A 17,704-nucleotide genomic window follows, 5' to 3' on the forward strand; every position below is an offset into this window, starting at 1 on the left:
CCGGTGTTGGCTGCGTTGTGATGCCGCGCTCGTAGTTGCGTTGCTCCTTCGCTGTTCTGAGTGAAGAGCGTGCCGCGGTTTGGTTGTTTTTCGGCTGATACCGACCGAATCGCGTCGTAGTGCGCTCGCGCCATCTTCCCGTCCCGTTAGGCGGAGGGCAATTGACCGGACCCCGCTGAGTACACCATTCATATGTTAGTGGACTCGCCGGTTGAGGCATTCCTCCCGGAAACACCCGTGGAATGATTCGTTCTTCGCGTTGTCGGTCGGTTCGCCCGGACGCGAGAAGTCAATCTCCATGCCATCCTCGTACGCCCATTTGTCGAGCGCCTTCGAAATGAATTCGCTGCCATTGTCTGTCGTGATATAGCGTGGAAGCGGACGATGCTGCGCAGGCCGGGTCAGTGCGGCGGCAACATGCTCGCCACGCAATGAGCCGTCGACTTCAATGAACAGGCATTCCCACGTGTAGTTGTCCACGATCGTGAGCGTAGCGATCACGCAATTCATCGATCAACATGCGCCGACGCAACGTCGCAATCCAACCTGCCGATCGTACAGCACGCCAACCAAACGCAACGACAACCGATTTCACAAACCCTTCGCATAGTTCGTCCCTGCAGCAGTCCTGCCGAATTTCCGGCAAGGCCGTCGCGCATCCATTCCCGGGAGAACATCATGCGATATCCGTTGCAGTACTCCGACGCACGCACGTCTGCGCCGCATCCATCCGACCTCGACGCCACCCCGTACGCACCGGCGCCCCAGCCGGACATCGAGGAGGCATGAGCCATGAGCAATGAAGTACTTGACCCGCTGCTGCGGCAGTTCGCGGAAAAGCGATTGGGGCGGCCACTCGAGCCGGGCGAAGAACAGGCACTGCTGGAGCGACTGCCGAGCAGGCACACCAATCAGCCGACGCCAACCGCCGGCACCGCCACGCAGGCGCACGCCACGCAGGCGCACCCCGCGAACCCGCCGCTCCCACAGCCGCAGCCGAAAACCCGCCAGGAGGCGCGCGAACAGATCAAACATTTCCTGCAGCTCAACCAGCAAAAGGCGTACGAGAAGATGCGCGGCATCCTGCAGACGATCGACGCGCAGAACGAGACGACCCTCGGCATGCTGGCGTCGGAACAGCGGAAGGTGTCCGGCGTACTCGACGCGCACGAGCCGCCGGCCGACGCTCAGGCATCCGGCGCGGCCGACATCCAGGACAGCACACGCGAGGCAATGGCGATGATCGGCGAACAACTGACGGGCCTCATCCGGCAGGAAATCGATGCGTGCTTCCGGCAATACGTCGACGTACTCACCGTCCGGCTCGATGCGATATACGACCGCCTCCAAAGTATCAGCGCCACCCCGCCCGAATTGTCCGGATCTACCGCGCCGGATGCCGCCGCCACCGCGGTCGTTCACGACACCCCCGGCCCAGCGTCCATGTAGTAGCACGCGGGTCATGCGGCTCAACGCGAAAAACGGCCAGCCCCGATGTGCGCCTTCTCAACTACGTGAACCAAGGAGCAACAAATGGCTGAAAAGTGTCAAGTGTGCCAGGTCAATCCCGCGATTACGGATGCGGTCACACAGGTCAACGTCAAGGTGGTCGCCGAAGCGCCGGCAATGGCGATGGGCTCGCTGTACCAGGCCCAAAGTCATTCGCTGAGCATCCTGTTCGAGAACGCGGTGCAGCAGCAGTCGCAGGCCGCGATCCAGTCGCAGACGTCGACGAACGTGGGGACGATGCAGCTCTACACGATCGGGCCGGAAAGCGCGGGCGCGGCCGCCACGGAAATCGGCTCGAACGGGATCATCTCGCTGCTGGCCGACGTGATCGCGATCGGCAAGGCGGTGGCACGTTAAGGCGCCGTCGCAACACCGTGGTTGAGCGGCGGCGCAAGCGGTACGAACCGCCAAGGCCGCCGCCGCGCCGCGGATCCGCAGCACGGCGGCCGCCACCAGCACAGCGGTGCCGTGTGGTGTTCCGGAGCAACTGACAGAACTGACAGAACGGGCAGAGCCGATTCGATGCGGCGCCCGATCGCAAACCAGGAGAAACTCGATGGGAAACGAAAACGATCCGATCATTGGCGACCCGACCGACGCCTGCGACTGCAAGACCTGCGCGGTCAATGCCGCGATCACCGACGCGGTCACGCAGACCAACGTCAAGGTCGTGGGCGAAGCGCCCGCGATGGCGACGGGCTCGCTGTACCAGGCCCAGAGCCATTCGCTCAGCGTGCTGTTCGAAAACGCCGTGCAGCAGCAGTCGCAGTCCGCGGTGCAACTGCCGACCTCGACGAACGTGGGGACGATGCAGCTCTACACGCTCGGGCCGGCGAGTGCGGGCGCCGCCGCGACGGAAATCGGCTCGAGCGGCGTGCTTTCCGTGCTGGCTGACGTGCTCGCGATCGGCAAGGCGCTCGCCTGACGCGCAACCCGGCGTTGACGCCTGGCGGCAGCCGCGGTGGCTGCCGCCAGGCACCCGACGTCGTGCCGACACCCGCGAAGGCGGGCGCCCGCGCCGCATCGACGGCCGCACGGCGCGCTTCGCCGACCGACCCACTCATGCTTTCGCCGTGACCGCGTCGACTGCGCCATAGCGGCGAGCAACAACAGGAGTAACGACATGCCGGAACAGGCCTCCGCCGCGATTGCCGATGCAGTCACGCAAGCCAACGTCAAGGTGGTGGGCGAAGCGCCCGCCGTGGCCTTGGGCACGCTCATGCAGTCGAACAGCCACGCGTCCGCGATCCTGCTTCACAACGCGGTGCAGATGCAGGCGAACCAGGCGGCGTCCAACCTTGCCGCGACGACCGTCGGCATCATGCAGCTCTATGCCGGCTCGCCGGTGGCGGCGGCTGCCGCGGCACGATCGTCGAACGACAGCTTCGTGTCGCAACTGGCCGCCGTCGCGCAGTTGATGAACGCCATCGGTCACTGGCGCAGCTGATCTTCGCCGCGCGCCGCGCAACCCGGCGCGCAATCTCCTCACGCCGCGGCACCGCACGACGACGTGCGCGCCGCGGCATCAATTGGCGTCGGCGATGTACCGGAGCCGCTCCGGTTTCTCGATCGTCACACCGTGCTCGCGCAGCCGGATCAGGCCGTCGCGCTGCATTTTCTGCAGCGTGCCGTTCAGTCGCGGACGGCTGACGTTGAGCATCGCGGCCAGGATGCTCTGGTTCTCCGGCAGCGGCACCTCGACGTCGTTCCCTTGCATGCGATTCAGCAGATGGCGCGCGAGCCTTGCTTCGAGCCTGTACAGGCACGCCGACTCGACGAAGTCGCTCAGCTGGTGGATGTGCAGGCACAGCTGCTCATAGATGCGCTCCATGAAATCGGCGTTGGCGCGCAGCGGCGCGAAGTGCTGACGATGCAGCAGCGAAATGCGGCAGTCGTGGCTCAGCTGGGCGGTGAAGCTGCGCCGGTGCGCGCGAAGGAGGGTGCTTTCACCGATGAGTTCGCCCGGCACCGAATGGCCGAGAATGATTTCGCGTCCGCCGGGTTCGTGCAGTGTCTTGTACACGCGGCCGCGGTGTACGAAGGCGACGAAATCTTCCGGGTCGCCCTTGAAGAACAACATTCGGTTGCCGTGTTCGGGCCACGGCATCAGATGCCGCTCGACGTGAGCGAGCAGGCTTTCCGGAAGATCGGTGAGTATCCGTATATTGCGCAGCGTTCGAGCGTTAGCAAGGGCAGGCATGTTTTCCGTGCGAGGTTGTTTGACGATGCGGCCACCTAGCGGAAAACGCTGCTTCTGGTACTGCGTGAAAAAAAATAATGAAGATACCGAAATAATCGACGAGCAGTCCGGACGCGACGGCACTTTGGCGGCAATGACGTTCGGGCGACCGACATCGATAGCGGCGTGCCGGCGCGCGAACGCGTCGCGACGCCAGTCGTTCTTTTTTCATCGCAATGCCGTTATTTACGCCCGGCGGAGTGCCTGATACGGCGGAACGGGCGACGCCCGTGGGTTAAAGATTTCCGTTCACAATAATCAAGAAAATTGACCAAAACGATTATCTCAATAACGGTGTAACGCGCGTAACAGCGCCGCTCTCGGCATCAAATCGATTCTGTGTTTTCCATAAAAACGGAGGGCACGGAATGACAACCTCGAACCCGCACGCTGTCCCGCCGGCCGCGTCACAGGCGCAGCAGCTCGATCGTACGTGGCGTGAAATGCAGGGGAAATTGCGGCGGCGCGCGCGCCTCTTGTGCAAGGGGGATATTTACCGTGCCGACGAACTGCTTTCGGATACCGCACTCAAGGTTCACATTTACCTGCAGCGTTCGCCCGAGCGTGTTCGGAACCTGGCCGGCTTTCTCTTTCTGGCGCTGAACCACGCGTTCCTCTCTGGCGCGCGTCAGCGCCAGCGCGAAAACGGCATGCTCGAATACGACTCGAGCTGGGACGACGATCACGTCGCCGAGCTGGCGGGCCACGCACCGTCGATGGAGCAGCAGTTGCTGCTCCGACAGCAACTGCGGCGTCTCGACCAGGCGCTGTCGTTGCTCCCGCAGCAGCAGCAAATGCTGTTCACGCTGAAGTTCGAGGAGGACATGCCGTATCCGCATATCGCGGCGACGCTCGGCATCAACGAGCCGCTTGCCAGAAAGCGCGTCGAGCTGCTGCGCAAGAAATTGCGCGACGAACTCGCTTGAGCGCGTTCACGAATGCGGGGACGCAGCGTTCCTAACGACATACGCGGTGTCGATGGCCTGCCGGCCCGCCCGTTCCTTCAACCGCATGCCGGAGCCGAGATTCGAGGAGGCCTCGTGGCAGACAAAGTCAATGAGCAGGTTACCGACGCGCTGACGCAGACCAATGTCAACGTCGTGGCTGGATCGCCAGCCCAGGCGCTGGGCACGCTTTACCAGATGTTCAGCCAGGCCGTCGGCATCTCCGCACAGAACATGACGCAGCAGCAGGCGGCGCTCAACCAGATTTCGAACGCCGTCGTGTCGAAAGCGGTGGCGATGATTCTGTCCGTCGAAGCGTCGCCGAAGGGGGCGTCGGCGGGCGCATCCGGCAGCACGCCGCACGCCGCGACGAGCGGGCCGCACACGGGTACCGCGCATTAGCACGTGCAGACTCTCGGGATACCTGAACCATGAATATGAAAGGCCTTTTGGGCGGGCGCGGCGACGACGCGCCACAGACGCCGCGCGATGTCGACGACGCCGCAGCCGAAGCCACGACGCCAGCCGATGTCGCGCCGGTCGCCGCGGCGTCGAAGGTCGGCGCGCGCGCGTGGCCGGTCAACCGGCTGCGCAGGTTCACCGATGCGCTGAAGGCGCCGAACCAGATCGCGGGTGGGCCCGGGTCAGGCGGCTCGGCGCTGCAGACCGTGCAGGCGATCAACGCGGAAGCGGCGTCCTACGCGACGACGCAGATCGCGGTCGGCCCGAACATGTTGATCACGCAGGCGGGCGGGATGGTTGCGCAGGCGGCGGCCAACTACTTCGAGGCGTCGACGTCGCTGGCGATCGCGGGCAAGAGCGTGCTGATGAAGGATCTCGCGCAGAAGACCATTGACGAGAACGTGTCCGGGATGGCGATGGATGCGATGGGCCTGCTGTTGACGGACCTGTTCGTCGCGACCGCCGCGCTCGTCGCGGGTGCCGCGGAAGCGATCGAAGGGGAGGCCGCGAGCGTCGCGCTCGACAAGATCGACGAGAGCTTGCAGAAGTATCAGGCGCTGCTGGACAAGAAGGGTGCGTAGTGCGTGTCGGTGGCGGCGGATTTCCCCGAGGAAGCAGGACGAAGGCGTGCGGATTTCCATCCTGCCGATCCTCGGAAACGAGTGGAAAAACAATGAGTACACCGACAGGTTCGTAAATCGATACCGTGTGCGCGAGCGGGATCGCTTGCATGAACGACGATGGAAAAGCGACCTGCGTCGGCCACGACAGACCGATCCATTGTCGCGTCGATGACGAACGTCCCGGGCAATCATCCCCGTGAACACAGGTCGATTGACTCCGGTGTGCGCAGCGACAAAGAATCAATCGACACGATCCGCCGGGCCGTCAGCCCGGAGGCGGGAAGTGAGCAGCGGGGCCGACGCACGTCCGCATTCGCGAACGCGTCGCGGCTTGGCTATCAGCAGTCCCATCGAATCATGCGAGGAACCCATGCCCTACATCATTCAGAACGTACAAGGTCCCGCGCCGCTGTCGGTTGGCGAGCGCATCTGGGGAGACGCGACGGAAATCGATTTCGGCGCGATGACGAGCTGCATCGCGCTCGTCGAGCAGACGCCGGGCCAACCGACGTCCGTGCGCGCGATCCATCTATCGATCGTCAGCGAAGACGGTACGCCGGTCTACGATCCGGCGTCGAACGTGGCCGGACAGGTCGGGGCGATCATGCAGCCGACCGGCAACCTGCGTGCGTGCCTCGGGCGCATCGAAGTCTGGCAGGCGGAAGAGCCGCAACAGCTGGGGGATTTCTTCGCCGGGCTGATGCAGAGCCTCGACATGACGACCTGGGTTCCGCTGCCGGACGGCAACCTGCGCGTGCGATTCAACGGCGGTGTGATCCAGTATCGGGAGGGCACCGGCGCGTGGATCGACGTGTAGGCGCCACGATCCATTGAAGCCGCCGCCGCTATGCGAAAGGGCACCGGCTAATGCCATTCACATGATCGTAGCGAAACTCAAGGAAACGACGTCCGCGAGTCGCACGCTCACGTCTGCGTTCGCAGATCGAATATGCAGGTCATCGGTGTCCACTTCAGACCGGCCGGTGTCCACGGCGTGGCGGCCTGGAATGTCCACATCACGTCTTCCCAAGCACGAACCGTAGGATTTTCTTCCGCGGCTTTGGCCATGCGTTCGGCATCGAACACCGCGTCATCGGTGTCCATCACCATCGTCATGCGCGTGCCGAGGCGGAAAATTTCCATACCGAGTACCCCATGCTCGCGAAGATGCCGCAGCACGTCGGGCCATACGGCACGGTGATGCTCCTCGTAGCGAGCGATCAGATCAGGATCGTCTTTCAGATCCAGTGCGAGACAGTAGCGCATAGCGACCTCATGTTGGAAAACGCCCGAAGAGCGTGAGCCGTCGACTGCTCAGGATCACGCATCAACGGGTAACGAAATACGTGCCGCACGTTTGCCCGATCGTCGCGGAATGCCGGATAGTACGGTCACGGCCGCTAGCGATCCCGAATGCGACACCGTCGCGTCGGGTGGTGCACATGCTGCCGCAAGCCGCCGTTGCAGGTCGATGATCGCGGGCAGTTGAAAATCGTGAACATCGGGCACGGCGCTGCCTTGACGTCGACAGACCTGAGCCGCAATGTCCAGCGCGCGCGAGCGCATGTCGATCAGGAGCGAGAGCGCCTCATCGAGCAGATCTCGTTGCTGCGCCGATAGCCGCAATTCGCTTGTGCGATCGCGCGGCGCCGATTCGGGCGGGTTCATGTCCATGGGTGACGATTGCCGGAGATGAGTGGGAGCAGGGCGGGGCATCACATGATCGGGCCGCGCAGCCACGGCACGAACTCGCGGTCGCCCATGCCGTTCTGCTCGCTGCAGGTGCGTACGCCCGACGCGACGTCCAGCATCAACCGGAATAGTTGCGCCCCGGCCTGCCCGACGGAAAGCGAACCGTCGACGATCTCGCCGCCATTGAAGTCCATATCCGAGCGCATCCGCTCGAATAGTCCGGTGGTCGTCGCCAGCTTGATGGTGGGAACCGGCTTGGAGCCGAACACCGAGCCGCGCCCCGTCGTAAAGCACACCAGATTGGCGCCTCCGGCGATCTGTCCGGTGGCGGATACCGGGTCGTAGCCGGGCGTGTCCATGAAGACCAGGCCCGACTCCGATACGCGGTCGGCATAGTCATAGACGGCGTTGAGCGGGCTGCTGCCGCCCTTCGAAACCGCGCCGAGCGACTTTTCGAGAATGGTCGTGATGCCGCCGGCCTTGTTGCCGGGCGAGGGGTTGTTGTTCATGTCGCCGCCCGATTCGCCCGCATACCGTTCCCACCAGCGCAGCTTGTCGAGGAGCCGCTCGGCTACGACGCCGGACGCGCGTGCGGTCAGCAAATGTTCTGCGCCGTAGATCTCCGGTGTCTCGGAAAGGATGGCGGTGCCACCGTGGCGAACGAGCAAATCAACGGCTGCCCCGAGCGCGGGATTCGCAGTGATCCCCGAGTAACCGTCCGAGCCGCCGCATTGCAGGCCCACTTTCAGCCGCGCGGCGGGAACTTCGGTACGCGTCATGCGATTGGCTGCCGTCAGCATTTCCCGGACGATCGCGATGCCGTGCGCCACGGTTTCACGCACGCCGCCTTCATCCTGGACGACGAGGGTCCTGACCGGCGCAGCGTGCGTTGTTTCCACGGACGTTGCAAGGGCACCGACCTGGTTCACTTCGCAACCGAGGCCCACCAGCAGCACGGCCGCGAAGTTCGGATTGCACGCGTAGCCGGTCAGCGTGCGACGAAGTACGGCGATGCCGTCTCCGGTTGCGGACATCCCGCAGCCGCTCTGATGCGTGATCGCAACTACGCCGTCCACCGATTCGAACGGAGCCATCGCGTCGCCCTTGAACGCGTCCGCAATCGCGTGACAGACGCTGGCGGAACAGTTGACGCTGGCGATGACCCCGATGTAGTTGCGTGTGCCAACCTGTCCGTCCGCCCGCACGAAACCCTGAAACGTTTCCTGCCGGTCTGCCGGCGCGAGCGCGTGACCGGCATCGACGTGCGCGGCACGATGCGCGTGATGCTCGGGCATGCCGACGTTATGAACGTGAACGTGCTCGCCGGGCGCGATATCGTTCAGCGCGACACCGATCGTTTGCCGGTACTTGATCACCGGACTGCCTCGCACGATGCGACGGGTCGCTATCTTGTGGCCCGCCGGAATGGACGTCACGGCCATCATCGACAGGCCGTTCACTTCAATCGACGTGCCGGCCTCGAGCGTTCTCAATGCCACCGCTACGTTGTCGTCGCCATGAAGCATGACGACCATCCGATCATTCATGATGCATTTGCCTCTTTGGTTGAGGGTGTCACGCCATGCCGCGCGAGCGTATCGCGCAGCCGCGTCTGATCAGGCGCAACCCCGAGCGAATCGCCCAGTTCGATCAGCGGCAGAATCCGCCGCCGGACCTTTTCGACATGGTTGCCGGCGATGTCCGCGATGTGATGGTCGAGGTACGGATTGAGAAACCGCTCGCGCACGCTTGCAACGTACCGCTCTGCGCGAACGCGCATCCCGAGCGCATCGAACACGGGCAGGACTTCCTCGCCCCAGACGCCCTCGATGCCCTCGCGCAGCGTCGTATCGTTCATCGCGTCGAACACGGTCTGCGCGCTGCTGCGGCGCTGCACGAGCCACTGGTCGGCAAGCCAGGTATGCCCGACATTCAGAAAGAACAGTTTGAGCCGCTCATGGCTGAGCAGGTCGTCGGTCACGACGATTTGTTCGTGCGTGCACGGCAGTTCCATGCCCGGTTGTCGTTCGATGGCCCAGAGCGCGTAGGGCTCGGCCACGGCGCCCACCGGTTCGATCGGTTCGGACACGATCCGGTCGACCAGTGAGTTGACCCAGATGCATCGTTGCGACAGGTACGTGACGAAGGGCGCGGGCAGCGCCCATTGTTCAGCGAGGCCGATGACCAGCGCGCGTAGCGTGTCGCCGTTACGCGCGACGAGTTCACACGGAAAGATCGACACACCCGCACCGGGCCGTGCGCGCCATCGTGCATGCAGCAGCGTGAGCAGCTTGGCGGGGAAGCTGCGCGGGACATGACTCTCCCGCGCGAGCAGCGCCGGCGAATCGCGCTCGTCGAGACGGTAGCCGGCGTCGCCGGTGTTCGACACAATCACGCGGACGTCATGCGTGACCGCATGCCGGATCATCGCCCAGTCGCGATCGGCGATCCACGCGGCGCGCACGGCGCGGCAGTGGACGACCGTATCCACGATCGCGCCGTGTTCCCTGCCGCGGATCTTCACCGGATAACTGCCTGACTGAGCCAAAGCGGTGATGCGCGCATGGCTTGCCGGGTTGTCGGTGGTCTGCACCATGCGGATCCCGCCGATCGCATCGCCGCGCTCCAGCGCCTGCGATACGAACAGGGCGACATGGGCCTGGAGAAACCGGCTGGTGCCAAACTGAAGAATCGGTTCACTCATCTCGAACGGTTCCCGCGAATTCGGTCAGCACTCGACCAGCGCCTTGACGACGGTCTGCCCGGGTTCCATCAGTTTCGGGAACTCGACGGGAACGTCCGACAGGCTCATCCGATGCGTATTGAGCGCCTTGTCCGGAATGCGGCCGGCGCGCATCGCGTCGAGGACCGTCTCGAAGTCTTCGGCGGTGGCGTTGCGGCTGCCGAGCAGCGTTGCTTCGCGCTTGTGAAACTCCGGATCGGAGAACGTGATCTCGCCGGGGACAATCGAAATCAGCACGTACTTGCCGCCGTGGGCAATGAACTCGAAACCGCGATTCATGGCCTTCACGTTACCCGTCGCATCGAACACCACGTCGAAGAACTCGCCGTTGGTCATCGTCGACAATTCGTCGACGTCGGTCGGCCCCGTCTGCACCGTCGCAACGGCGAAGTGTTCGCGGCAGAACGCAAGGCGATCGGCGCGTGTGTCCAGGCACGTGACGTGTGCGCCTCTCAGCTGGGCGAACAGCATCGCCGCCATGCCGATCGGCCCCGCACCGACCACGAGGATTCTTTGGCCTGCGGACACGGCGGCACGCCGCACCGCGTGTGCGCCGATGGCGAGGAATTCGATCATTGCCGCCTGGTCCAGCGTCACTCCTTCGGCCTTGTGCACGAACTGCGCGGGCACCGACAGATATTCGGTCAATGCGCCGTCACGATGCACGCCAAGCACCTTGATGTTGACGCAGCAGTTGGTCTTGCCCTGTCGGCACGCGATGCACTGTCCGCACGACAGATAGGGCATCACATAGACCGCGTCTCCGGGCGCGACGTGCGCGCCGGGATCGGCCTCGGCCACGATCGCGGACAGTTCGTGGCCCATGACGCGCGGATATTGCAGGTAGGGTTGATTGCCTGAATAGATGTGCATGTCGGTGCCGCAAATACCGACTCGTTGCACGCGCAACAATATCTCGCCATCGGCGCGCGAAGGCGGCGCGCGATCTTCGTGGCGCAGTACGCCGGGCGATTCGCAAATGATGCTGAGCATGGTGACGTCCTCGTTATTGAGCGTGTTGATCGCCGGACGGCCGATCGATTCTGTAGAAGTGGCATGCATTGCCGCCGAAAACGCGTGCACGTGCGTCGGGCCCGAGGAAGCGGTCGCAGCCTTGTTCGCACCACGCGAGCCACGCGCCGTAGTCACCAAAATGGCCGGCAAGGCGCGAGACGGGCCAGTCGCTGCCCCAGATCAGCCGGGACGCGCCGAACCACTCGCAAACCGCGCGCACGTACGGTTCGACGCGCAGGAGATCGGGATGCGGGCCGGCTTCCGTCCACAGTCCGGAGAGCTTGCAGTGCACGTTCGGATGCGCGGCGAGTTCGCTCATCGCGACGCGCCACGCTTCACTTCCGCCCGATGCGATGGGTGGCTTCGCGGCGTGGTCGATCACGATGCGCAGGCGCGGGTAGCGGCGCGCGAACGCGAGCAGCGCGGGGAGATGGCGCGGCGTGACCAGTGCGTCGAATGCGAGGTTATGCGCGAGCATGGCGTCGATAGCCGGCTCGAGAACCGGATCGTCGATCCAGTCGTCATCGGCAAGATCCTGCAGCATCGGGCGAATGCCACGGAATTTCGGATCACGGGCGAGCGACGCGATATCGGCCGGCGCATCCGGGGATTTGAGGTCCACCCATCCGACGACGGCCGCCACGAAGCTCGTCCGGGTTGCAACGTCGAGCAGGTAGCGCGTGTCTTCCTGAGTCGGTAGCGACTGGACGACGACGGTCCGCTGCACACGGGACCGCGCAAGCAGCGGTTCGAGATCCTGCGGACCGAAGTCCCGATAGATGGCGTCCAGCGTTTGCGGCGGCCAATAACCGTCGCGACTGGCCATCTGCCAGAAGTGTTGATGAGCGTCGATGCGGAACGTCACGCGCACACCTCCGGAACCGGCGCGGCTGCGGCGATCAGCCCATCGCGTTGCAACGCGGTCCACAGCTCCGGCGGGAGCGGCGTGTCGAGCCAGGCGATGTTCTTCTGCAACTGCTCGATACTGCGCGCCCCGACCACGCAGGACACCACGGCCGGGTGGGCCAGCGGAAACTGAAGTGCGGCCGCGGCAAGCGGTACGCCGAAGCCGGCGCATACGTCTGCGAGACGCGCGACTTTTCGGATCACTTCGGCCGGCGCGTCGGCATAGTTGAACTTGCCGTTTCCGACCAGCACGCCCGAGTTGAACACGCCTCCTGCGACGATCCGAACATAGTTGCGCACGCATCTATCTAGCAACGGCGAAAGCGCCTCCTGTTCGAGCAGCGTGTATCGACCCGCAAGGAGCACGACGTCGATATCCGCCGCCTGCATCGCGTCGACGGCAACTTCCCATTCGTTGACGCCGAGTCCGATGGCGGACACGGCACGGGCATCGCGCAGCTCGGCGAGCGCCCGGAATCCGCCTCCGCGGGTCAGCTGTTCCCAATAGTGGGCATGCCGATCGCCGTGCGTGGCGGCGCCGATGTCGTGAACATAGAGGATGTCGATCGTCCGCATGCCGAGGCGTTGCTGGCTGTCCTCGTACGAACGCATGATGCCGTCGAACGTGTAGTCGAAGTGAGGCCGGAAGGGCAACGGGTGCGCCCAACCGTCGTCGCCGGGCTGAACCGTATCGTCGGGCCGCATGAGCCGCCCGACCTTGGTGCTCAGCACATAGCGTTCGCGCGCCCGGGCCTGCAGCGATTGTCCGACGCGCCGCTCCGACAGCGTATAGCCGTAGAACGGCGCGGTGTCGAAATAGCGGATGCCGGCATCCCACGCCCAGTCGACGAGCGCATGGGCCTCGGCGGTCGACATCGACTTGTAGAGGCCGCCCAGTTGCGAGCAACCGAAGCCCAGTGTGCTCATGACCAATCCGCTACGGGGTAGCGCGTGCGTTGCAATGGCTTTCATGGCGTGTATGTGAATGGAGGAGATGCCGACGGGCGGCCCGGCAGAGCCGCCGCGACGGCGCGTTCGTCAGTACAGGACGTTCTTCGCTGCGGGCGAGTCGAGATTCTGCTTTTCGACCATCAGCACGCCCGTATCCACCTGCTTGGAAACAGGCTTGCGCTCGATCACGTTGACGAGGGTCTCGATGCCCTTGTAGCCCATCTGGTACGAGCTCTGAACGGCGATGGCCTGAATCGTGCCGTCTCGAACGAATCCTTGGAGGTCCTGATTGCCGTCGAAACCGATCGCCACGACCTTGCCGCCTTTGCCCGACTGCTGCAGCGCGCGCCCCATCCCCACGGCAGTCGGTTCGTTGGCGCCGAAGATGCCCTTGAGGTCGGGGTTCGCCGACAGGACATCGGTTGTCTGGTTCAGCGCATTCGCCATCTGCGACTGCGAATAGAACGGCCCCACCACCTGCAGCTTCGAATGCGCGGCGATGTACTTGCGGAATCCGCCGACGCGGCCGACTTCCGAACCGGCACCCGGCACGTACGACATGACCGCGACTTTGCCGGTCTGCCCGACCCGGTCGATCATCGCCTTCGCGCAGAGCTCGCCGGCTTTCGCGTTGTCGGTCGACAGGAACGACTGGTAGTACTGCTTGCCGGCATCGGATACGGTCGAATCGATCAACACCACCGGAATATGCGCTTCCCACGCTTTCTTCATGGCCGGCACGAGTGCATCCGGATCCGACGGCGCGAGGACGATGCCGGCGACATGTCGGTTCACGGCGTTCTCGACCATGTTGACTTCGTCGGCGATCGCCGATTCCGCGGCAGGGCCCTGGAACGTCATCGTGTATCCCTTCGCATTGGTCATGGCGGCGGTGGCGCCTTTCTGCACGTTCTGCCAGTAGTTCGAATTGGCCGTCTTCACGATCACGGCAATTTCGCCTCCGGCGGCCTGCGCATGCGCGCCGAACATCGCGCACAAGATTGCCGCCGCTGCCAGTACGGATAGTTTTTTCATGTCTCGCTCCTTGTTGGTGGTTGGAACTTCGTCTTGTGATTACAACTTCCGGTTGCGGAGTTGATCGATCCACACGGTGCCGAGAATGACGACGCCGATGATGATCTGCTGGATGAAGCTCGACACGCCGTTCATGTTCAGGCCGTTGCGCAGCACGCCGATCACGAATGCGCCGATGGCGGTGCCGGAGATCGTGCCGACGCCGCCCATCAGCGACGTGCCGCCGATCACCGCGCTTGCGATGGCGTCGAGTTCGTACATCACGCCTTCGTTCGGCTGGGCCGTGACGAGGCGCGACATCAGTACGCAGCCCGTGGCGCCGGCGAGCAATCCGGACAGGACGTAGGTAAACAGCTTGACGCCTTGCACGTTCACGCCGGACAGACGTGCCGCTTCCGCGTTCGATCCAACCGCGTAGATGTGGCGGCCCAGTGACGTTCGCGACAGCAGCACCGAGACCGCCACGAAGAGGGCCACCATGATGACGACCGGGTACGGAATGCCAGGAAAGATCGTGTCGGGAAAGCCGTCGGCCCCGATGTGCGAGATCTTGAAGAGGGCGCCGTTGCCGAGCTCGCCGAACGCGTCGCCGAGCCCCGACACGGGTCGGGCGCCGGTGATCTGCAACGCGAGCCCGCGGGCGACCAGCATCATGCCGAGGGTGGCAATGAACGGCGGCAGCCCCATGTGCGTGACGCAGATCCCGTTGACCCAACCACATGCAGCGCCGACCAGCATGCCGCCCAGCATCGCGACGGGGACCGGAATGCCGGCCTTCACGAGCAGCGCGGCGGCGACGCCGGCCAGCGCCAGGACCGATCCGACCGACAGATCGATGCCGCCGGTAATGATCACGCACGTCGCGGCCACGCCGAGATATGCGATCGACGTCACCTGAAGCGACACGGTCATCAGGTTGCCGACGGAGAAGAATGCGGCGCTGGTCAGCGAAAACGCGACGATCAGCACGACCAGGCTGCCCAGCGCGGCAAATTTCTGGATCAGGTCGCGGCGTCGCTGCCGGGCCTGTTTATCGACGGCCGGCGTGCGGCCCGATGTGATGTCAAGCATGACTTCTTCCTGATGCATGATGCAAGATCTCCTCCTGATTGGTCTTTCCGGTTTCAAGCACCGCGGTGATACGTCCTTCGTGAAACACGGCAATGCGATCGGTCATGCCGAGCAACTCGGGCAGTTCCGAACTGATCAGGACGACACCGACGCCATCCGCCGCCAAGCGGTCCATCAGCCCGTAAATCGCGTATTTCGCGCCGACGTCGATGCCGCGCGTCGGCTCGTCGAAAAAGAGGATGCGCGAGCCGCGGTATAGCCATTTGCTGATGACGATCTTTTGCTGGTTCCCGCCGGACAGGTTCCGCGCGATCTGCGCGACCGTCGGTGTGCGGATGCCCAGTTCGCGCACGTAACGCTCGGCGATGGCCGTTTCGTCGGCGAAACGCAGGAAGCCGCGCGACGAGATCGCCGCGACGTTGGCCAGCGTGATGTTTGCGGCGACCGGCATCGCCAGCGCGAGGCCGTCCTTTTTCCGGTCTTCGGACAGGTAGGCAATCCCGTGGCGAATGGCTTCGCGCGGCGAGTTGATCTCGACCGGCGTATCGCCCAGCAGGATCGAGCCGGCATCGGGCCGCTCCGCGCCGAAGATCGCGCGGGCGACTTCGGTGCGTCCCGCACCCATCAGCCCTGCGAAGCCGAGAATTTCGCCCTTGCGAAGTTCGAACGACACAGGGCCGAACGTGCCGGTTCGTTGCAGGTCGCGTACCTTCAGCAGCACCTGATCGGTGGGCGTGGATCGACGCGGCGGGTAGGCATCGTCGAGCGGACGGCCCACCATTCGGGCGACGATCTCGTTCACCGACGTCGCTGCAAAATCGCTCGTGGCAATGTGGCGCCCATCGCGCAGCACCGTCACGCGATCCACGATTTCGGCCATCTCGTCGAGTCGATGCGAGATGTAAAGGATGGCGACGCCTTCGCTGCGAAGCTCCTTGATGATGCGAAACAGCTGGACCGTTTCCGATTCGGTCAGCGACGACGTGGGTTCGTCCATGATGAGCACGCGCGCGTCGAGTGACAGCGCCTTCGCGATTTCCACCATCTGCTGCTGCGCGATCGAGAGCGCGCCGACCAGCGTCGTGGGCGACACGTTCAGGCCGATTCGTTGCAGACACAACTGTGCGGCGCGGTTCAGCGCGCGGTAGTCGACGAACGGGCCGCGCTTGGGCTCGCGCGCCAGGTAGATGTTTTCCGCCACCGACAAGTGGGGCACCAGGTTCAGCTCCTGATGAATGATCGCGATGCCTGCGGCTTGTGCGTCGGTGGCGGACGAAAACTGCACGGGCGCACCGTCGTAGAGGACGACGCCGTCGTCCGCGCGGTATTGCCCGCTGATGATTTTCATCAGCGTCGACTTGCCCGCGCCGTTCTCGCCGCACACGGCATGAACCTCTCCCGCTCGTAGATCCAGATCGATGCCGTCGAGCGCCACGACGCCGGGGAAGCGCTTGCCCACGCCCTGCAGCTGCAGGATGGTTCGAGCAGTCGGCCCGCCGCCCGAAAGGGGTGGCGATTGCCGCAAGTCGGCAGGGGTCATGCGTGTCTCCGTTGGTCACTGGCGCGTTCGTCGAGCGGCAACTGGCCAGTCCAGTTGCGATGAATTCGAGGATGTAGCGCTCATCTGGTCAAGCCAATTGTGATTATTTTGAAGTGACCATACCAATGGTGTAAACCCTTGTGCCGGGTCTATCCCATGCTGGTCGGGGGTTTCGCCGCCGTGATAGACTCCGCGTGAACGCGAAGCTCCGGCCACTTCGGTCGACCATTTTTCGGATCATGAAGCAGACAGAACCCAAGCGGCTTTACCAATCCGTGGCCGCGCAAATCCTCGCATTGATCCGTCAGGGTGGAATTCCCGCCGGTGGGCGACTGCCGCCCGAGCGCGAGCTCGCGACGACGCTCGGGGTCTCGCGCCCGTCGTTGCGCGAGGCCTTGATCGCCCTCGAAATCGGCGGGCAGATCGAGATACGGCTTGGGTCGGGGGTCTACGTTCGCGATCCGGGCGAGAGCGACGGTGGCGGCGTGCCAGCACTGGGAGAGAGCCCATCGGAGCTGATGCAGGCGCGCGGTGCCATAGAGGGTTCGGTGATCGTGCTGGCCACCGCGCGATTCTCGGCAGCCACGCTGGATCGATTGCGTCGCACGGTCGAGCGCATGAAGCGGCTCGCCGTCGCGGGCAAATCGCCCGTCGACGCGGACCGGCAGTTTCATATGCTCATTGCGGAGGTGGCCGGCAACTCCGTGTTGAGCCGCTTCGTGGGCGAGTTGTTCGATAGCCGACACGATCCGATTGCCGCCGCGATTCGCGGACATTCGGAAAGCCCGGAAACCTGGGCCGCCGCGGTGCGCGAGCACGAGCAGATCCTGAAGGCGTTGCAAGCGGGCGATCCGATCGCTGCGCAAACCGCGATGCGCGCCCATCTTCAAGCGTCGGAGGAGCGCTGGATCGGCGGCGCATTGCAGCACGGGATTGCGCCCTGACGACGCCGATGCCGGTCCCGCGAAAGCGCTG

General features: G+C 64.1%; 20 protein-coding genes and 1 pseudogene. 9 read left to right on the plus strand and 12 right to left on the minus strand.

Annotated features, from left to right (window positions below; all coding sequences use genetic code 11):
• Positions 1 to 210: 210 nt before the first annotated feature.
• A pseudogene (locus ABIC50_RS03810) lies at positions 211 to 498 on the minus strand (DDE-type integrase/transposase/recombinase); the annotation flags it as partial.
• Between the two features lie 294 nt (positions 499 to 792).
• Between ABIC50_RS03810 and ABIC50_RS03815 the strand changes: the two are divergent.
• From ABIC50_RS03815 to ABIC50_RS03830, 4 genes are all read left to right on the plus strand, one after another.
• On the plus strand, positions 793 to 1,449 hold the full coding sequence (locus ABIC50_RS03815; RefSeq protein WP_354161655.1) for a hypothetical protein: 657 nt from the start codon (positions 793 to 795) through the stop codon (positions 1,447 to 1,449).
• 84 nt (positions 1,450 to 1,533) lie between these two features.
• Positions 1,534 to 1,866: a RebB family R body protein gene (locus ABIC50_RS03820; protein WP_011656534.1), complete on the plus strand. Its 333-nt coding sequence runs from the start codon at positions 1,534 to 1,536 to the stop codon at positions 1,864 to 1,866.
• 199 nt (positions 1,867 to 2,065) lie between these two features.
• Entirely contained in the window at positions 2,066 to 2,434 is a 369-nt protein-coding gene (locus ABIC50_RS03825; protein ID WP_105833278.1) for a RebB family R body protein, read from the plus strand.
• Between the two features lie 198 nt (positions 2,435 to 2,632).
• Positions 2,633 to 2,956 (plus strand): RebB family R body protein, encoded by a 324-nt coding sequence (locus ABIC50_RS03830; RefSeq protein WP_126227514.1) that lies wholly within the window; start codon positions 2,633 to 2,635, stop codon positions 2,954 to 2,956.
• Positions 2,957 to 3,034: 78 nt separating this feature from the next.
• Here the strand turns inward: ABIC50_RS03830 and ABIC50_RS03835 are convergent, their stop codons facing one another.
• Complete coding sequence (locus tag ABIC50_RS03835; RefSeq protein ID WP_354161658.1) at positions 3,035 to 3,832, minus strand: Crp/Fnr family transcriptional regulator; 798 nt, start codon at positions 3,830 to 3,832, stop codon at positions 3,035 to 3,037.
• Between the two features lie 284 nt (positions 3,833 to 4,116).
• Between ABIC50_RS03835 and ABIC50_RS03840 the strand changes: the two genes are divergently transcribed.
• The 4 genes from ABIC50_RS03840 to ABIC50_RS03855 all read left to right on the plus strand — a co-directional run bounded on the left by ABIC50_RS03840 (position 4,117) and on the right by ABIC50_RS03855 (position 6,594).
• The gene (locus ABIC50_RS03840) at positions 4,117 to 4,674 is read left to right on the plus strand and encodes an RNA polymerase sigma factor (protein WP_354161661.1); all 558 of its coding nucleotides are present in this window, start codon (positions 4,117 to 4,119) and stop codon (positions 4,672 to 4,674) included.
• 114 nt (positions 4,675 to 4,788) lie between these two features.
• Positions 4,789 to 5,094, plus strand: a complete 306-nt coding sequence (locus ABIC50_RS03845; RefSeq protein WP_354161664.1) for a RebB family R body protein — start codon at positions 4,789 to 4,791, stop codon at positions 5,092 to 5,094.
• A 29-nt stretch (positions 5,095 to 5,123) separates the two neighbouring features.
• A complete protein-coding gene (locus tag ABIC50_RS03850; protein WP_175735744.1) occupies positions 5,124 to 5,735 on the plus strand; it encodes a hypothetical protein in 612 nt (203 codons plus the stop codon).
• Between the two features lie 412 nt (positions 5,736 to 6,147).
• Positions 6,148 to 6,594 (plus strand): hypothetical protein, encoded by a 447-nt coding sequence (locus ABIC50_RS03855; RefSeq protein WP_354161667.1) that lies wholly within the window; start codon positions 6,148 to 6,150, stop codon positions 6,592 to 6,594.
• Positions 6,595 to 6,701: 107 nt separating this feature from the next.
• Here the strand turns inward: ABIC50_RS03855 and ABIC50_RS03860 are convergent, their stop codons facing one another.
• From ABIC50_RS03860 to ABIC50_RS03905, 10 genes are all read right to left on the minus strand, one after another.
• On the minus strand, positions 6,702 to 7,043 hold the full coding sequence (locus ABIC50_RS03860) for an L-rhamnose mutarotase (protein ID WP_354161670.1): 342 nt from the start codon (positions 7,041 to 7,043) through the stop codon (positions 6,702 to 6,704).
• Between the two features lie 54 nt (positions 7,044 to 7,097).
• Entirely contained in the window at positions 7,098 to 7,451 is a 354-nt protein-coding gene (locus ABIC50_RS03865) for a hypothetical protein (RefSeq protein WP_354161673.1), read from the minus strand.
• Between the two features lie 41 nt (positions 7,452 to 7,492).
• Positions 7,493 to 9,016: a UxaA family hydrolase gene (locus ABIC50_RS03870; RefSeq protein ID WP_354161676.1), complete on the minus strand. Its 1,524-nt coding sequence runs from the start codon at positions 9,014 to 9,016 to the stop codon at positions 7,493 to 7,495.
• On the minus strand, positions 9,013 to 10,173 hold the full coding sequence (locus ABIC50_RS03875) for a mannitol dehydrogenase family protein (RefSeq protein ID WP_354161679.1): 1,161 nt from the start codon (positions 10,171 to 10,173) through the stop codon (positions 9,013 to 9,015). Before ABIC50_RS03875 ends, ABIC50_RS03870 begins: the two co-directional genes overlap by 4 nt.
• A 24-nt stretch (positions 10,174 to 10,197) precedes the next feature.
• Positions 10,198 to 11,205 carry a zinc-binding alcohol dehydrogenase family protein gene (locus ABIC50_RS03880; RefSeq protein WP_175701998.1) on the minus strand — a complete coding sequence of 336 codons (1,008 nt, stop codon included), beginning with the start codon at positions 11,203 to 11,205 and terminating at the stop codon, positions 10,198 to 10,200.
• Positions 11,206 to 11,218: 13 nt separating this feature from the next.
• Positions 11,219 to 12,091: an L-fucono-1,5-lactonase gene (locus ABIC50_RS03885; RefSeq protein WP_354161682.1), complete on the minus strand. Its 873-nt coding sequence runs from the start codon at positions 12,089 to 12,091 to the stop codon at positions 11,219 to 11,221.
• On the minus strand, positions 12,088 to 13,104 hold the full coding sequence (locus tag ABIC50_RS03890) for an aldo/keto reductase (protein WP_471685945.1): 1,017 nt from the start codon (positions 13,102 to 13,104) through the stop codon (positions 12,088 to 12,090). Before ABIC50_RS03890 ends, ABIC50_RS03885 begins: the two co-directional genes overlap by 4 nt.
• A 66-nt stretch (positions 13,105 to 13,170) precedes the next feature.
• Complete coding sequence (locus ABIC50_RS03895) at positions 13,171 to 14,118, minus strand: ABC transporter substrate-binding protein (RefSeq protein ID WP_175663909.1); 948 nt, start codon at positions 14,116 to 14,118, stop codon at positions 13,171 to 13,173.
• 39 nt (positions 14,119 to 14,157) lie between these two features.
• Positions 14,158 to 15,189, minus strand: a complete 1,032-nt coding sequence (locus ABIC50_RS03900) for an ABC transporter permease (RefSeq protein WP_041491144.1) — start codon at positions 15,187 to 15,189, stop codon at positions 14,158 to 14,160.
• On the minus strand, positions 15,182 to 16,729 hold the full coding sequence (locus ABIC50_RS03905; RefSeq protein ID WP_175701702.1) for a sugar ABC transporter ATP-binding protein: 1,548 nt from the start codon (positions 16,727 to 16,729) through the stop codon (positions 15,182 to 15,184). Before ABIC50_RS03905 ends, ABIC50_RS03900 begins: the two co-directional genes overlap by 8 nt.
• 239 nt (positions 16,730 to 16,968) lie before the next feature.
• Between ABIC50_RS03905 and ABIC50_RS03910 the strand changes: the two genes are divergently transcribed.
• Positions 16,969 to 17,673 (plus strand): FadR/GntR family transcriptional regulator, encoded by a 705-nt coding sequence (locus ABIC50_RS03910; protein ID WP_126227527.1) that lies wholly within the window; start codon positions 16,969 to 16,971, stop codon positions 17,671 to 17,673.
• Positions 17,674 to 17,704: the final 31 nt, after the last annotated feature.

The sequence above is a fragment of the Burkholderia sp. 567 genome (assembly GCF_040545115.1).
GTDB classification, from domain to species: domain Bacteria; phylum Pseudomonadota; class Gammaproteobacteria; order Burkholderiales; family Burkholderiaceae; genus Burkholderia; species Burkholderia ambifaria.

Excerpts from the sequence above, each read along its gene's own strand:
- ABIC50_RS03815 (WP_354161655.1), top strand. The coding sequence starts at position 793 with ATGAGCAATGAAGTACTTGACCCGCTGCTGCGGCAGTTCGCGGAAAAG.
- ABIC50_RS03820 (WP_011656534.1), top strand. The coding sequence starts at position 1,534 with ATGGCTGAAAAGTGTCAAGTGTGCCAGGTCAATCCCGCGATTACGGAT.
- ABIC50_RS03825 (WP_105833278.1), top strand. The coding sequence starts at position 2,066 with ATGGGAAACGAAAACGATCCGATCATTGGCGACCCGACCGACGCCTGC.
- ABIC50_RS03830 (WP_126227514.1), top strand. The coding sequence starts at position 2,633 with ATGCCGGAACAGGCCTCCGCCGCGATTGCCGATGCAGTCACGCAAGCC.
- ABIC50_RS03840 (WP_354161661.1), top strand. The coding sequence starts at position 4,117 with ATGACAACCTCGAACCCGCACGCTGTCCCGCCGGCCGCGTCACAGGCG.
- ABIC50_RS03850 (WP_175735744.1), top strand. The coding sequence starts at position 5,124 with ATGAATATGAAAGGCCTTTTGGGCGGGCGCGGCGACGACGCGCCACAG.
- ABIC50_RS03855 (WP_354161667.1), top strand. The coding sequence starts at position 6,148 with ATGCCCTACATCATTCAGAACGTACAAGGTCCCGCGCCGCTGTCGGTT.
- ABIC50_RS03860 (WP_354161670.1), bottom strand. The coding sequence starts at position 7,043 with ATGCGCTACTGTCTCGCACTGGATCTGAAAGACGATCCTGATCTGATC.
- ABIC50_RS03865 (WP_354161673.1), bottom strand. The coding sequence starts at position 7,451 with ATGGACATGAACCCGCCCGAATCGGCGCCGCGCGATCGCACAAGCGAA.
- ABIC50_RS03870 (WP_354161676.1), bottom strand. The coding sequence starts at position 9,016 with ATGAATGATCGGATGGTCGTCATGCTTCATGGCGACGACAACGTAGCG.
- ABIC50_RS03875 (WP_354161679.1), bottom strand. The coding sequence starts at position 10,173 with ATGAGTGAACCGATTCTTCAGTTTGGCACCAGCCGGTTTCTCCAGGCC.
- ABIC50_RS03880 (WP_175701998.1), bottom strand. The coding sequence starts at position 11,205 with ATGCTCAGCATCATTTGCGAATCGCCCGGCGTACTGCGCCACGAAGAT.
- ABIC50_RS03890 (WP_471685945.1), bottom strand. The coding sequence starts at position 13,104 with ATGAAAGCCATTGCAACGCACGCGCTACCCCGTAGCGGATTGGTCATG.
- ABIC50_RS03895 (WP_175663909.1), bottom strand. The coding sequence starts at position 14,118 with ATGAAAAAACTATCCGTACTGGCAGCGGCGGCAATCTTGTGCGCGATG.
- ABIC50_RS03900 (WP_041491144.1), bottom strand. The coding sequence starts at position 15,189 with ATGCTTGACATCACATCGGGCCGCACGCCGGCCGTCGATAAACAGGCC.
- ABIC50_RS03905 (WP_175701702.1), bottom strand. The coding sequence starts at position 16,729 with ATGACCCCTGCCGACTTGCGGCAATCGCCACCCCTTTCGGGCGGCGGG.
- ABIC50_RS03910 (WP_126227527.1), top strand. The coding sequence starts at position 16,969 with ATGAAGCAGACAGAACCCAAGCGGCTTTACCAATCCGTGGCCGCGCAA.